This window comes from Brachybacterium sp. AOP29-B2-41 (assembly GCF_052378395.1).
In the GTDB taxonomy this organism is placed as follows: domain Bacteria; phylum Actinomycetota; class Actinomycetes; order Actinomycetales; family Dermabacteraceae; genus Brachybacterium.
Genome location: NZ_JBQSXR010000009.1, coordinates 76,268 through 91,145, shown reverse-complemented (window position 1 = coordinate 91,145; position 14,878 = coordinate 76,268). Strand labels below are relative to the sequence as shown.

Annotated in this window: 11 protein-coding genes; 5 read left to right on the top strand and 6 right to left on the bottom strand. The window is 69.6% G+C overall.

Annotated features, from left to right (window positions below):
* Position 1: 1 nt before the first annotated feature.
* Together ACT3T9_RS10440 and ACT3T9_RS10435 are read right to left on the bottom strand one after the other, a co-directional pair.
* Positions 2-976: an ABC transporter permease gene (locus tag ACT3T9_RS10440; RefSeq protein WP_441444280.1), complete on the bottom strand. Its 975-nt coding sequence runs from the start codon at positions 974-976 to the stop codon at positions 2-4.
* 34 nt (positions 977-1,010) lie between these two features.
* Positions 1,011-2,684 carry an ABC transporter substrate-binding protein gene (locus ACT3T9_RS10435; protein ID WP_441444279.1) on the bottom strand — a complete coding sequence of 558 codons (1,674 nt, stop codon included), beginning with the start codon at positions 2,682-2,684 and terminating at the stop codon, positions 1,011-1,013.
* 536 nt (positions 2,685-3,220) lie between these two features.
* On the opposite strand from ACT3T9_RS10435, the gene ACT3T9_RS10430 reads away from it, so the two are divergent.
* The gene (locus ACT3T9_RS10430) at positions 3,221-3,997 is read left to right on the top strand and encodes a DUF624 domain-containing protein (RefSeq protein WP_441444278.1); all 777 of its coding nucleotides are present in this window, start codon (positions 3,221-3,223) and stop codon (positions 3,995-3,997) included.
* Here the strand turns inward: ACT3T9_RS10430 and ACT3T9_RS10425 are convergent.
* Entirely contained in the window at positions 3,966-5,204 is a 1,239-nt protein-coding gene (locus ACT3T9_RS10425) for an endo-1,4-beta-xylanase (RefSeq protein ID WP_444606565.1), read from the bottom strand. The two genes, ACT3T9_RS10430 and ACT3T9_RS10425, sit on opposite strands and share 32 nt — an antisense overlap.
* Positions 5,204-7,636, bottom strand: a complete 2,433-nt coding sequence (locus tag ACT3T9_RS10420; RefSeq protein ID WP_444606564.1) for a glycoside hydrolase family 3 N-terminal domain-containing protein — start codon at positions 7,634-7,636, stop codon at positions 5,204-5,206. Before ACT3T9_RS10420 ends, ACT3T9_RS10425 begins: the two co-directional genes overlap by 1 nt.
* Positions 7,637-7,996: 360 nt before the next feature.
* On the opposite strand from ACT3T9_RS10420, the gene ACT3T9_RS10415 reads away from it, so the two are divergent.
* The 4 genes from ACT3T9_RS10415 to ACT3T9_RS10400 all read left to right on the top strand — a co-directional run bounded on the left by ACT3T9_RS10415 (position 7,997) and on the right by ACT3T9_RS10400 (position 12,302).
* Positions 7,997-9,250 carry a Gfo/Idh/MocA family protein gene (locus ACT3T9_RS10415; protein ID WP_444606563.1) on the top strand — a complete coding sequence of 418 codons (1,254 nt, stop codon included), beginning with the start codon at positions 7,997-7,999 and terminating at the stop codon, positions 9,248-9,250.
* Positions 9,247-9,993, top strand: a complete 747-nt coding sequence (locus tag ACT3T9_RS10410; protein ID WP_444501953.1) for a ThuA domain-containing protein — start codon at positions 9,247-9,249, stop codon at positions 9,991-9,993. The genes ACT3T9_RS10415 and ACT3T9_RS10410 overlap by 4 nt, the downstream gene beginning before the upstream one ends.
* Complete coding sequence (locus ACT3T9_RS10405; RefSeq protein ID WP_444606562.1) at positions 9,990-11,072, top strand: Gfo/Idh/MocA family protein; 1,083 nt, start codon at positions 9,990-9,992, stop codon at positions 11,070-11,072. The genes ACT3T9_RS10410 and ACT3T9_RS10405 overlap by 4 nt, the downstream gene beginning before the upstream one ends.
* A 63-nt stretch (positions 11,073-11,135) precedes the next feature.
* On the top strand, positions 11,136-12,302 hold the full coding sequence (locus ACT3T9_RS10400; RefSeq protein WP_444599182.1) for a Gfo/Idh/MocA family protein: 1,167 nt from the start codon (positions 11,136-11,138) through the stop codon (positions 12,300-12,302).
* A 74-nt stretch (positions 12,303-12,376) separates the two neighbouring features.
* Here the strand turns inward: ACT3T9_RS10400 and ACT3T9_RS10395 are convergent, their stop codons facing one another.
* Positions 12,377-13,948: an aspartate:alanine exchanger family transporter gene (locus ACT3T9_RS10395; RefSeq protein WP_444501950.1), complete on the bottom strand. Its 1,572-nt coding sequence runs from the start codon at positions 13,946-13,948 to the stop codon at positions 12,377-12,379.
* Positions 13,949-14,097: 149 nt separating this feature from the next.
* Positions 14,098-14,808 (bottom strand): maleylpyruvate isomerase N-terminal domain-containing protein, encoded by a 711-nt coding sequence (locus ACT3T9_RS10390; RefSeq protein ID WP_444501949.1) that lies wholly within the window; start codon positions 14,806-14,808, stop codon positions 14,098-14,100.
* Between the last annotated feature and the right edge of the window lie 70 nt (positions 14,809-14,878).

The window sequence follows — 14,878 nt, the reverse complement described above, 5'->3', positions numbered from 1 at the left end:
ATCACCACAGGCTCGTCCCCACCAATCGCTTCGAGATGTAGTTGGCGGACATGACCATCACGAAACCGATGATCGCCTGGAACAGGCCGATGGCCGCCGCATAGCTGAGGTTGTTCGACACCAGACCCACGCGGTACAGGTACGTCGAGATGACGTCACCGGTGGAGTAGGTCATGGGGTTGTACAGCAGCAGGACCTTCTCGAAGCCGACGTTGAGGAAGTTGCCGATGTTGAGGATCAGCAGGGTGACCATCGTCGGCCGGATCCCCGGGATCGTCACGTGCCAGGTCTGCTGCCAGCGGTTGGCCCCATCGATGCGTGACGCCTCGTAGAGGCCGTCGTCCACCGCGGTGAGCGCGGCGAGGTACAGGATCGTGCCCCAGCCGACCGTCTGCCAGGCCTCGGAGGCGACGTAGATGAACCGGAACCATTCAGGCTTCTGGAGGAACGAGACTGCGTCCCCGCCGAAGGCCTCGGTGATCTGGTTGACCGTGCCCTGCAGGGAGAGCAGCTGGTAGACCATGCCGACCACGATCACGACCGAGAGGAAGTGGGGCAGGTAGCTGATCGACTGCACGATCCGCTTGAAGTGCGTGCGTCGCACCTCGTTGAGCATGAGCGCGAGGATGATCGGCAGCGGGAAGCAGACCACCAGGGTCATGCCGCCGATGATCGCCGTGTTCGTGAAGACGTTCCAGAACGCGGGATCGTGGATGAACATATCCACGTACAGCATCCCGACCCATTCGTCGCCGAAGATGCTGCCTCCGGGCCGGAACCGTCGGAAGGCGATCACATTGCCGAGCATCGGCAGGTATCGGAAGATCGCCAGGAAGATCAGTGGGGCGATCGCGAGGGTGTACAGCGGCCAGTCGCGCCGGAGCGACCGCTTCCAACCTCCCGGTCTGCGTTTTGGGGCCGGGGGCCGCGGCGCAGGTTCCTGCGCCGCGGTCTCCCGAGTCTCCGTCAGTGTCATGACCTCAGCTCCTCCGTCAGTGCCTCGGTGCCATTCACCCGTTCGCCTCAACGAAGCGGTCACGTGCCTTGTTGAGCAGCTCGAGGTAGCGCGGCAGGCCCGCTGCCTCCAGCTCGCCCTTGAAGGCGTCCCATTCGCTCATGTCGCGCTCGCCCATGATGAACTGAAGGGTCGCCGTGTCCACGGAGTCCTTGATCGGGGTGGCCAGCAGCGAGGCCTGCTCGAGCTCGGTCTCGTCCATGGGCTTGGGCGGGTACGGATCGCGCGGGGTGCGCGTGGAGAGGACATTGTCGATGTACTCGACGAACTCGGGGGTGCTGTAGGACTCCTTGAGCTCCCGGGACTCAGTCGACTCAGCGGGGAAAGTCGAGAACCCGAGGTCCACGTTGATGTCCGTGCCGGCGCCGGTGTTGATGTTGAAGCTGTCGAGCGAGAAGCCGTCCATCAGTTCGATGGCGCCGTCCTCGGCCTTGGTGTAGTTGACGTCCTTCTCGCCCCAGCGCAGCATCTCGCGGGCATCCGGGTTGTAGTACAGCCAGTCGAGGAACTGCAGGGTGGCCAGGAAGTTCTCGGACTTCGTGATCTGCGAGTTGAGCATGAACCCGTGCCAGAAGTTGCGCGGCTCGACGTGCTCGCCGGCCGGCCCTGCGGGCGGCGGGATCAGGGTGACGGAGTGATTGCCCTCGCCGACGGTTTCGTTCAGTGCCTGGCTGAACTCGATCGCGGTGCCGGAGGAGCCGGAGGCGGCGAAGCAGGTCTCGGCCGCGAACTTCTCGGCGACCGACGCCGCACCGGAGCCGTCGTTGGAGGCGGTGAGGGACTCCCGATCCAGCAGGCCGTCCTCGACCAGGGTCCGGAACAGCTCGATCATGGTCTTGTACTCGTCTGTGATCGCAACGTAGGTGAGCTTGCCGTCGGGGCCCTCGATCGAACCGTCGCCGAAGCCCCAGCCGCCCTTGGTGAGCCAGGCGTGGGAGGCGAAGTTGAAGAGCGCGCCGCCCTCGAAGCCGTCGGCCAGCGGGGTCGAGTCGGGGTACTTCTCCTTGATGAGCTTGAGACCCTCGTGGAGTTCGTCCCAGGTGTTCGGCACCGCGCCGGTGACCTCCTCGAAGACATCCTTGCGGATGACCAGGCTGAAGACGGGCACCGAGACCTCCTGCAGGCCCGGCACCATGTAGTACTTGCCGTCCTCCTGCTTGAGGTTGTCGATCATGTCGGCGAGGTCCCATTCCTCGACGTACTTCTGGAAGTTCGGCATCTTGTCCACGTAGTCGCTCATCGGCACGACGGCGCCGGAGGAGACGAACGGGGCGTCCTCACCGGTGTAGACCAGCGGGATCAGCGTCGGCGCGTCACCAGCGCTGATGAGCAGGCTGCGCTTCTCGGTCGCATCGCTGAAGGGGATGTGCGTCAGCGTGATCTCGACGTTCGTGAGCTCCTTGATGTGATCGAAGAGCCGCCAGGTGTCCTCGACGGGGACCTCGGGCCAGTCGGTCCACAGCATGCTGACCTGGATCGGCTCGGTGGCCTTGAACTGCGTGTCCGCGGCGTAGTCGTCCATCGCGCCCACGTTCTGGGACTCGACGTCGACCTCCTCACCGGAGTCGGAGCCGCAGGCGGCCAGCGCCACCGTGGCGAACGCGGCGGCGGAGAGTCCGACGAAGCTGCGTCGGGTCGGCGCGAAAGGGAAGTGGCGGGACGTGTTCATTGCCGTCTCCTCATGAGGGTCGGTGCCGGACCGGGTGGTGCGGCGTGGGCGAAGCGGGTCGAACCGGTGGTGCGGTACGTCGAGGCTCAGGTGCCGACAGGCCGCCGGAGGTGGCTGAGGGACTGGCCGAGCTGAGTGGATGAAGCTCTCGTGTGGGGCTCGCGCTGGCGACTGTGCCGGAGGAATTGCCGCGAATTTCGTCAAGCTTTCGCTATGACACACAACCTAGCTGGGGATGTGATCCTGGTCAAGAAGTTCACGAAAGTTTGAAAAGAACGCGTCCGTGCCAAGCAAAGCAGACTTGACCTGGCCACTTGATGCCCAATCGCTCGCACGACCGCCCCTCAGGCAGAGCCTGCGAAGGTAACATTCCTGCAACTAGGGCTCGACAGGGATCGAAAGTTTCGTTGAGAATGGGGTTCCGTCGATCTATGGCGGCAGACTGCAGTTCTCTAGGCACTGCGAAAGCACTGCAGTGCTCTGGGCACTGCGACAGCACTGCAGTTCTCTGAGGACTGCGATCTCCAGGAGGAGCAATGACGCCACCCCGCCGCCCGCGAGGGATGTTCACCGAACTCACCGAGGGCGTCTACTGGTTCCTGGTGATCGACGTGATGCTGGTGCTGGCCGCCGTGCCGACCCTGCTGGTGTGGACCCTGCTCTCCCCCGGGCCGCTGAGCTCGCCGGTGTTCGTGATCGCCGCGCTGCCGCTGCTGCCGGCCATCGCCGCGGCCCTGTATGCCTGCCGCGCCTGGCGCGAGGACCAGGAGCTGGTCCCGGCGCGTCAGTTCCTGCGCGGGTACCGGTTGAACGCGCTGGACAGCCTCCGGGTGGGCGGCCCAGTGGTCCTCGTGCTGGCCCTGGCGGCGTTCAACCTCACCTATGCCGGTGCGGCCGGGACCAGCATGCTCAACATCGTCTTCCTGGTGCTGGGCGCGGCCGCACTGCTGGTGCTGGCACGGGCGCTCTCGATCATCTCCCGCTTCAGCTTCCGGGCCCGGGACGTCTTCCGGCTCTCGGCCTTCACCCTCCTGGTGAAGCCGCTGTCCACCCTGGCGCTGGTGTCGCTCGGCGTGCTGACGCTCGGGATCATCCTGCTGATCGGCGAGTTCATGCTGCTGTTCACGGCATCACTGCTGGTCTTCGCGCTGTGGGCCTCGGAGCGGAAGATCGCGGCGATGCTCACCGAGCAGTTCGTCAGCCCCGCAGGCGGCCCTGCGGTAGCCCCCGAGGCAGGCCCTGCTGGCGGCCCTGCGGTCGGCCCCGAGGCAGGCCCTGAGATCAGCTCTGCGGAGAGCTCTCCGCAGGACTGAGCTCCTGATGCCCGCCCCCTCGAGGGATCGTGAACTCCACGGACTCCCCCGCCTCCCCCGCAAGGTCGAGCCGGTAGTCCCCGGCGAAGCCGCGGACCGTCAGGACGCCATCCGCATCGCTGCGCAGCGGATGACTGCCAGTCCACCACTCCTCGCTGATCAGTGACTTCAGTGCGTGGTAGCTCGGCTTGGGGGTGCCGTCGGCCCGCACCAGCCCGGCGGGGGCGCCGAGCCAGGCACCGGCGTCGCCGAGCCCCCAGTAGGTCAGTGATTCGACGGCTGGCTGGGCGAGCACGGTGCGGTAGTGGCGCACCAGCTCATCGGCCTGCCGCTCCTCGCCCTCGGGCGTGGACGGCCAGGAGTCGACCACGTAGTCGTTGAGGTCGACGATGTGCGCGGGCATGATGTGGCCGGAGAGCAGCGTGGTCTCGGTCAGCTGGACCGGGAGGCCGAAGCGGGAGAAGCGCCCGATCACCTCCGCGATCTGCTCCTCGCCGCGGTAGCCCTTGTGCATGTGGGTCTGCGCGCCGATCGCGTCGATCTCCAGCCCGGCCTCCAGGCACTCCTCGATGACGTCCTCGAAGGCGGAGGAGAGCTCGAAGTCGTTCAGCACCAGCCGGGCCGTGGGATCCGCGGCGCGGGCGGTCTCGAACGCGAGGCGGATGACATGCATCCGGCCGCGCGCCTGGGCCAGCCGGGTGACGGCATTCTCCTCGGCCTCGAACACCGGCAGGATCACGGTCTCGTTGATCGCATCCCACTGGTCGATCAGGCCCGCGAAATCGGTGGCATCGCGGGTGATCCGGTGACGGATCGCCTCTTCCACCTCCGCGGGCTCCTTCTCGAGCAGCCAGGTGGGGGCGAGGGTGTGCCAGAGCAGCGGATGGCCCTTCAGGCGCACGCCGTGCCCGCGCAGTCCCTTCGCCAGGCGGCGCAGCCTCTCGGTGTCCGGGGCGCCGGGGGTCTGCTCGAACCAGCGCCAGTAGAAGGGCAGGGTGGCCATGTTGAACAGGTCCAGCCACAGCCTGGTGTGCTCATCGGGATCCTCGGGCTGCAGCTCGAAGCCGGAGCAGCCGAAGCCGAAGTCGTGGGAGATCTGTTCGACGCGGACCTCCTCCCCTGCCCGTGCCGCGCCCTGCTCGTCCACGAGGCGGAGCCGGAAGGTCTCGGTGCGTTCGGCCATCACGGCCTGCTGCGCGGTGGTCATCACAGACCGCCTCCCATCACTGCTGCCGGGGCGCCCGCTGTCATCGGGTCCTGCGCGCGCAGCGCGACCGGGGACACGGTGGCCGGGGTGTCCAGGACGTGCCGGCCGGGGCTGAGGACCCGCACCTCGCCCTCGATCCGGAAGGAGCCCTCGAGGGTGACGTCCTCGCTGCTGGCGCCGAGCCGCACCCGGAACTCGCCGGGCTCGACGATGCGCTGCAGGTCGGGGCCGGTGAAGGAGGTGCGGTCGGCGTGCAGCTGGAAGGTCACGCGCGTGCTCTCCCCGGCGGCGAGGCCCACCTTGGTGAAGCCCACCAGGCGCTTGAGCGGTCGCACCACGCTGGCGACGGGGTCGCTGAGGTACAGCTGGACGACCTCCTTGCCGTCGCGGTCCGAGGTGTTGGTGACGGTCGCGGAGATCTCGACGGTGCCGTCCGCCGCGATCTGCGGAGCGGAGAGCTCGAGTGCGGAGTACTCGAAGCGCGAGTAGCTCAGGCCGTGGCCGAAGGGGAACAGGGGCTTGGGGTCGAGGTTCGAGATGCCGTCGCTCTCCCAGGCCAGCACCGGGGCGAGGTACGTGCCGGGCTGTCCGCCCACTCCGTTCGGGATGCCGATGGGCAGGCGACCGGACGGGTTCACGCGGCCGGAGAGCACTCCGGCGATCGCGCTCGCGCCCTCCTCGCCCGGCATGAACGCCTGCACGATCGCGTGAGCCCGGCCCTTGTAGGCGCCGAGCGAGTACGGGCGGCCGGTGACGAGCACCAGCACCACGGGCGTGCCGGTGGCGAGCACCGCCTCGACCAGCTCGTGCTGGGCTCCGGGCAGCTGCAGGCTCTCGACGTCGCAGCCCTCGCCGGAGGTGCCGGCGCCGAACAGCCCGGCGAGGTCGCCGACGGCGACGACGGCGAGCTCGGCAGCCTGCGTCGCCGCGACGGCCTCGGCGATCCCGGAGGTGTCGGGGCTGATGAAGTCCGTGCCGGCGGTGGTGGTGAGCGACGCGCCGGGGAACTCCGCGCCGAGCGCCTCGGTGAGGGTGGGCACGTGCACGGAGGTGCCGTTGTCCTCGAGCCGGGACAGGACGTGGTTGGTGAAGCTGTAGCAGCCCAGGAAGCTGCGGGGCTGCACGGCGGCAGGGCCGATCAGGGCAATCGACACAGGACCAGCGGGGCCAGCGAGGCCCTGCGCGTCATCCGCTGCGGTCAGCGGGTGCGACGGCGTCAGCGGGAGCAGCTCGTGGGAGTTGTCCAGCAGGATGATGGACTCCTCGGCCATCCTCCGAGCGAGCGCGCGCCCCTCCTCGGAGTCGAGCTCGATCGCCTCACCGGTGGTCGCGGCGTCGAAGTGCGCATCGAGCAGGCCCAGCTCGACCTTCTGGCGCAGGATCCGACGCACCGCGGTGTCCAGCACCTCCAGCTCGAGATCCCCCTCGCGCACGGCGGCGGCGAGGTGGGGGTAGGTGGTGGTCTCGGGCAGCTCGATGTCGAGCCCGGCGCGGAGGGCGGCGAGCGCCGCGCCCCGATCGTCCTCGACCACGCGGTGCATGGACTGCAGGAAGCTGACGGCCCAGTAGTCGGCGACCACGGTGCCTTCGAAGCCCCAGGTGTCGCGGAGCAGCTCGGTGAGCAGCCAGTGGCTGGCCGCAGGCGGGGTGCCGTCGATGTCCGCGTAGGAGTTCATGACGGAGCCGACCTCGCCGTGGCGGACGGCCATCTCGAAGGGGACCAGGTCGATGTCGTGCAGCTCGCGCAACCCGATGGAGACCGGGGCGTGGTTGCGGCCCGCGCGGGAGGCGGCGTGGCCGGCGAAGTGCTTGAGGGTGGCGATCGTGCCGGTGGACTGCAGCCCGCGCACGTACTCGGTGGCGAGCACGCCGGTGAGATAGGGGTCCTCCCCCATCGTCTCCTCGATGCGTCCCCAGCGGTAGTCGCGCACGATGTCCAGCACCGGGGCGAGTCCCATATGGGCGCCGATCGCACGCATGTCGGTGCCGATGCGCTCGCCCATCTCACCGATCAGGGCGGGATCGAAGCTCGCGCCCCAGGCGATCGCGGCGGGATAGGTGGTGGCGCCATGGGCCATGATCCCCGTCAGGCATTCCTCGTGGACCAGGGCCGGGATGCCGTGCGGGGAGCCCGCGACGACGGCCTGCTGCATCTTGCGCAGGTTCTCCACTCCCTCCTGCCCGTCCAGGGGGGCGCTCCCGTAGGGGCGGGTGAGATGGCCGAGCCCGCCCTGGACCGCGGCGTCGAAGGGGTCGCGGCCCTCCTCGAACGTGGACTGCATGGGGGCGAAGCCCTCGGCGTCCCCGAGCGTCGGCCGCTTCCAGTAGCTGCCGAGCTGGGCCACCTTCTCCTCCAGGCTCAGCTCCGCGAGCAGCGCGTCGACGCGCTGCTCGGTGCTGAGGCTCCGGTCATTCCACAGCGGAATGGTCATGATGCTCCTTCGCACGGCCCGTGACGGTCGCGGCGGACGGAGGGACGACGACGTCGGCCCCGTCCGCTGCGCCTGCGCCCGGAGGCATTTTCAGGCTAGGTTTAGCAACCTTTTCGGTTGCTTTCGGTGGCGCGAGCGTACGACAGGGTGGATCATGGGGTCAACAGCCTCTCTCCGATAGGCTGGGCGGACAACGCCCCCGGGCCAGCACTTCACCCGGGAAAGCGCTGGACAACGCCTGGCCCTGCTGGTCGCGATGGTCCACCGCACCGGCTTCACACTCGGGCACCGAGATCCTGAACGTCCCGAAGACCCGTCTCATCCCGTCCGAAACTTTCACTCAGGAGTAGTGCTTCACCGATGACCACGACGCAAGCCCGCACCGGCACCCTGAACGTCGGCATGATCGGCTACGGCTTCATGGGCGCCGCCCACTCCCATGCCTGGCGCAATGCCCACCGCTTCTTCGACCTCCCGCTCACACCCCAGCTGCGCACCCTCGCAGGGCGCACCGAGAGCGCCCTGGTCGCAGCCGCCGAACGCTACGGCTTCGAGCAGATCACCACCCGCTGGCAGGACGTGGTCGAGGATCCCGAGATCGATGTCATCGACATCTGCACCCCCGGCGACACCCACTACGAGATCGCGATGGCCGCGCTCGCAGCGGGCAAGCACGTGCTGTGCGAGAAGCCGCTGGCGAACTCCGTCGAGCAGTCCGAGGAGATGACCGCCGCCGCGGCCGCGGCACGAGCCCAGGGCGCCCGTTCGATCTGCGGCTTCAGCTACCGCCGCACCCCCGCGCTCGCGTACGCCCGTCAGCTGATCAGCGAGGGCGCCGTCGGCGAGATCCGTCAGATCCGTGCCCAGTACCTCCAGGACTGGCTCTCCGATGCAGAATCCCCGATGACCTGGCGCCTGGACAAGGACAAGGCCGGCTCGGGCGCGCTCGGCGACATCGGCGCGCACATCATCGACCTCACCCAGTGGCTCACCGGGCAGCGGATCTCCTCCGTCTCCGGCACCCTGGAGACCGTGATCCCCACCCGCCCCGCGGCCGGCACCGCGCAGGGTCTGGGCGGCAAGGGAGACGCCTCCGCCGAGCGCCAGGACGTCACGGTCGATGACCTTGCCCTGTTCACCGCCCGCTTCGACTCCGGCGTGCTCGGCTCCTTCGAGGCCAGCCGGATGGCGCAGGGCCGCAAGAACGCGATGCGCGTGGAGATCAACGGCGCCGACGGCTCGATCGCCTTCGACTTCGAGCGGATGAACGAGCTCGAGGTCTACGACGCGACCGCCACCGCCGGCCGCCAGGGCTTCACCCGCATCCTCACCACCGAGCCCGAGCACCCCTACGCCGCGAACTGGTGGCCCACCGGGCACGGCCTGGGCTACGAGCACACCTTCACCCACCAGATCGCTGACCTCGTCACCGCGATCGGCGAGGGCGTGGACCCCTCCCCCAGCTTCGAGGAGGCGCTGCAGGTCCAGCACGTCCTCGCCGCCGTCGAGGCCAGCTCGAACAACGGCAGCGGCTGGACCACCATCGACCCCACGACCACCACCACGCCGGACACCAACACGCCGGGCACCACCACGGAAGAGACCTCCCGATGACCACCTCTCGCATCTGCCTCGTCGTCCGCGGCGGCTGGGACGGGCACCAGCCCGTCGAAGCCACCGATCTGTTCATCCCCTTCCTCGAGGAGAACGGCTTCACGGTCCGCATCGAGGATTCCCCCGCGATCTACGCCGACGCGGAGTACATGGCCACGGTCGACCTGATCGTCCAGTGCAACACCATGAACACCATCGAGCGCCCCCAGTTCGAAGGGCTGCGCGCCGCGATCGAAGCGGGCACCGGCATGGCCGGCTGGCATGGCGGGATCGCCGACTCCTACCGCAACGAGTCCGACTACCTGACCCTGATCGGCGGGCAGTTCGGCTGCCACCCGGGCAAGCACCCCGACGAGCGCACGGGCGAGCAGTCCGACAACTACATGCCGTACACGGTGAACATGGTCCCGGCAGCGGCAGACCACCCGATCACCGAGGGCATCACCGACTTCGACCTGGTGACCGAGCAGTACTGGGTGCTCGCCGATGACTACATCGACGTGCTCGCCACCACCACCCAGAAGGTCCGCGAGTGGGACCCCTGGCACCGCGAGGTGACCTCCCCCGCGCTCTGGACCCGCCAGTGGGGCGAGGGCCGGATCTTCGTCTCGACTCCCGGGCACCGCGTCGAGGTTCTCGAAGACCCCAACGTCCGCACCGTGATCGAGCGCGGCATGCTCTGGGCCGCCCGCGGCTCCGAGCAGCCCTACGGCGACCACGCAAAGACGGAGGCGACCCGATGAAGGTGGGAATGATCGGCTGCGGCGTCATCGCAGCCCAGTACCTGGCGACCTTCGGTCACCTCCCGGACGTGGAGCTGGTGGCGGTCGCGGATCTCGACGTCTCCCGCGCCGAGGCGGTCGCCGCTCAGCATGAGGGCGTGCGCGCCCTGAGCGTCGATGAGCTGCTTCACGACGCCGAGGTGGACACGGTGCTGAACCTGACCATCCCGGCAGCGCATGCCGAGATCGATCTGAAGGCGATCGCAGCTGGCAAGCACATCTACTCCGAGAAGCCCTTCGCGGTCACCACCGAGGAGGGCCAGGAGGTGCTCGCCGCCGCCGAGAAGGCCGGAGTGCTCGTCGGCTCCGCTCCCGACACGGTGCTCGGCACCGGCACCCAGACTGCCCGGGCCGCGATCGATGAGGGCCTGATCGGCCTCCCCATCGCCGCCACCGCCACGATGGTCTGCCCCGGCCATGAGCGCTGGCACCCGCAGCCCGACTTCTACTACACGCCCGGCGGCGGTCCGCTGCTGGACATGGGCCCGTACTACATCCACGCACTGGTGACCCTGCTGGGTCCGGTCGCCTCGGTGATCGGCGCGGCCAGCCGCGCCCGCGAGACCCGCACCATCGGCTCCGGCCCGCGCGCCGGGGAGACCATCCCCGTCAGCACGGACACCCACGTCACCGGGGTGCTCGTCCACGAGTCCGGGGCGCTGTCCACGCTGGTGATGAGCTTCGACGCGGTCGCGACCTCGATCCACCCGATCGAGATCCACGGCAGCCAGGGCACCCTCGCGGTCCCCGACCCGAACCACTTCGCCGGAGAGGTCTCGATCCGACGCCTCGACGGCAAGGACTGGGAGGTCCTGCCGGTCTCGGCCGGCTACGAGGAGGCCTCGCGCGGGATCGGGCTGCAGGACATGGCGATGCGCGATGAGCAGCTGCGGGCCAGCGGCCGGCTCGGCCAGCACGTCCTGGAGACCATGAACGCGGTGCTCGAGTCCGCGCACTCGGGAACCCGGGTCGAGATTGCGAGCACCTGCGAGCGCCCGGAGGCGGTGGCGCTGACCGCGCTCGCACCCTCCGGGTCCTGACCCGTCCCCCGTAGACCCGTAGACCCGTAGACCCGTCGCCTCGCCCGAAAGGCACTCTCCTCCATGCTCTCCATCGGCATCATCGGCACCGGGAACATCTCCCGCGCCCACCTCGCCGCCTATCTCGAGTTTCCGGATGAGGTGCGGATCGTCGGCCTTGCGGACATCGATCCCGCGAAGGCCGAGGCGGCGCGCGCCGCTCATGGTCTGGAGGGTCCGGCCGGGACGCGGGTCTACGCCGAGGCGGGCGCGATGCTCGCTGCGGAGGACCTGGACCTGGTCTCGATCGCCACTCCCCCGGGCACCCACTGCGAGCTGACCGTCCAGGCGCTCGAGGCGGGGGTGCATGTGATCGTGGAGAAGCCGATGGCGCCCTCGCTCGAGGAGTGCGACCGGATGCTCGAGGCGCAGCGACGCTCCGGCAGGCTCCTCTCGGTGGTCGCCCAGAACCGGTTCCGTGACGACCTGGCTCAGCTGAAGGCCGTGCTCGAGACCGGGAAGATCGGTCGTATCGCCCATGCCCGCATCGCCTCGGCGTGGTGGCGCGGCCGCTCGTACTACGACCTGTGGTGGCGCGGGACCTGGGAGTCCGAGGGCGGCGGGCCCACCCTGAACCACGCCATCCACCACCTCGACCTCACGCTGTGGCTGCTGGGCCGGCCCCAGGCGGTCGCGGCGATGATGACCAACGCCGGGCATGACAACGCCGAGGTCGAGGATCTCTCCGCGGCGATCCTGCAGTACCCACGCGGGCTGGCGGAGCTGACCAGCTCGGTGGTCCATCACGGCGAGCAGCAGGAGGTCGTGATCCAGGGTGAGCACGCCCGGATCTCCCAGCCGTGGGCGGTCGCGGCCGAGACCGCCCGGCCCAACGGCTTCCCCGAGACCGGCGGGAACGAGCAGCTGATCCAGGAGCTCGAGACCCTCGCCGCGGCGCAGGCCCCGCTCGCGCACACCGGCCACGCCGGGCAGATCGGTGATGTGCTCGCCGCGCTCCGTGAGGGGCGCTCCCCGCTGATCGACGGGCAGGCTGGGAAGGACGCGATCGAGCTGGTGACCGCGATCTACGCCGCGGCGATCGAACGACGCACGATCGATCTGCCGATCCTGCCCGAGGATCCCTGGTACCGCGCGGGCACGCTCGTCCAGCGGGCCCCGCACTTCTTCGAGAAGACCGCCTCGGTCCGTTCGCAGGAGGGCGAGTCGATCATCGGCGCCACCCACGCGTAGAGGACTCCCTGGCCCTGCGCACGCGGGTCATGGGGCCGACGGGGTCGGGCCGACGGGTCACGGGTGCTGCCGCGTCACAGGTTCCAGATGACCGGGACCAGCAGGATCTTCACCACGATCGAGAACGCGAAGAGCGTGGCATAGGCGGCCTCGATGCGTTCGTCGGCCCGTCGGGCGTTCGCGGCCTCGAGCACCGCCGGCTGCCCGAGGAAGCCCGCCACCGCGCCCGCAGCGCGTGGAGCCGAGAGGTCCAGCACCCAGCGCCCGGCGATCACCAGGGCGAGGCAGCTCAGCGCCGCGACCACTGCGGACAGCACCGCCGCCCGCCACGCGGTCGGCGAGGCGAGCATGGTCGCGACCTCCGGCCCCGCGGTGAGCCCGAGCCCGGCGAGGAAGAGCAGCAGCCCCAGCTGGCGCAGCGTGCGGTTCGCGCTGCCCGGCAGCGCCCACACCACGGGGCCGGTGCGGCGCAGGGCGCCGAGGATCATGCCCACCAGCAGCGGGCCTGCGGCCGGTCCCAGCGAGAAGCTGCTCCCGCCAGGCATCGGGAGGCTGACCAGGCCCAGCGCGACGCCGAGCATCAGGCCGAGCCCCAAGGAGAGCGCGTCGAGCTCCCCCGCCTTGCGGTCCGAGTCGCCGAGGAAGGCGTGGACGGCGTCCAGCCGACTGCGGTCCACCACCACGGCGAGCCGGTCGGCCGGTTCGAGGACCAGGTCGTCGCGGGCCAGCAGCTCGAGATCGCCGCGCCGCACCCGGGTGACCACCGCGCCGAAGCGCACCGACAGGTTCAGCTCGGCGATCGAGCGGGAGGCGAGGTCGGGGTTGGAGACGGTGAGCCGGGTGAACTCCACCAGCGAGCGGTCATGCGCGATGTGGCGGTCGCTGGTCTCGCCGAGCTCGGCGGTGACGGCCTCCACCTGCTCGGGCAGGCCGACGGCGACCACCTCGTCCCCGGCCAGCAGGTCCTCACCGGGCACGATCACCCGCACCCTGCCGTCGCGGCGCAGGTAGGAGAAGCGCACCTGCTGCGCGTGCCACTGGGGGACGTCCCGCAGGTTCACCGAGCGCTGCACGCGCACCGTGGTCGAGGCCAGACTGGTGCCGGCCAGGGCCGGAGTGTCCTTCCGTCCCGGCCAGGCGCGGGTGACGATGCTCGAGACCAGCACGATCCCGACGATCACGCCGATCGGATAGCCGAAGGAGTAGCCCACCGAGGGCCCGGAGGTGCCGGTCAGGCGGGAGGCGGCGTCAAGAGCGGGGGCGGCGGTCAGCGCACCGGTGAACAGGCCGAGCGACAGATCGCGGGTCAGACCCAGCACCTGGCCGAGCACGAGGGTCGCGGCCGCGGCGAGCACGGTGCTGACGGTGGCGGCGGCGAGCAGCGGCAGCTGCCGGTTCAGGGAGCCGAAGAAGGCGGCGCCGGCGGAGATCCCGACGGTGTAGACGAACAGGGCCAGTCCCAGGGCCTGGACGATCTCCATGCCCGAGCCGAGGTGCGGGGCGATCGCGGAGAGAGCGAGGCCGGTGAACAGCGCACCGGCGGCGCCGAGGCGGATCCGGCCGAAGGGGATCGCGCCCAGCAGCGCGCCCGTGGCGACGACCAGGAACAGCGTGAGGAGCGGGCTCCCCTCAAGGACGTCGATCACGGTGCACCTTTCCCGTGCCCACGGCGGAGCACCGGATCCGGACGCCTGTGCGCGGGCACCGCCTATGGAGTGGTCTCCCACGATAGACCCGGCCCAGGGCGCTCACGCAGCGGAGTTGTGAGAGGTCACGACGCCGACGGTGGCGGTGCTCAGCCGAACGACAACGGCAGCATCTGCCCGCGCACGCCAAGAGCGTCCAGCTCCGCCTGCTCTGCCGGGGTGGCCGGGCGGCGTCCGGTCGCGACTCGGAGCGCGTCGGCGTCATTCCAGGTCGGGGGCAGCGGGAGCCGCAGTCGCCGCTCGACCATCTCGCGGGCAGCGGTCAGGCTCTCCGCGGGCAGGCCCTCCGTCGGCGGGCCCTCCGCAGGCGGTCCCTCCGCGGGCGAGCCGTCCGCCCCGGGCAAGTGCGCCACCAGATCGAGATGGTGCAGGGTCGCTTCGAGCACGAGGGCACCGAGGAGGTCCCGCGCCGTGAGCGTCCTCCCGCGGGCACTGACCGGCAGGTCGGGGTGGGCGAGCAGCGCGGCTCGGCCAGCGGCCGCTGCGATGTGCTCGAAGCTCTCGCGCAGTTGGGCGGCGCTCTCGTAGGCATCGGCCATTCGCCCGATCAGGGCATCGTGCGGGGCATGGCCATCCGGCAGGGTCGGCGTCAGGGTCCACCAGCTCAGAGCGTCATCGGTGGGGGCGGTCTCTGCGGGCGTGGCGAGGGCGATCAGCACCTCCTGCGCCTGCAGGACCAAGTGGTGCACGAGGTCCCGCACGCGCCATCCATGACAGCCGGAGGGGCTGTCGAGGGCGGTGTCGGGAAGCTGCGCCACGGCCTGTCGCAGCGCTGACCAGCTGAGAGTGAACAGTTCCACCTCAGGCACGCTAGCAGCAGGGGCGCGGCTCCTCCTGGTCGATGACCGGGGGAAGCCGCGTCCCTGCTGC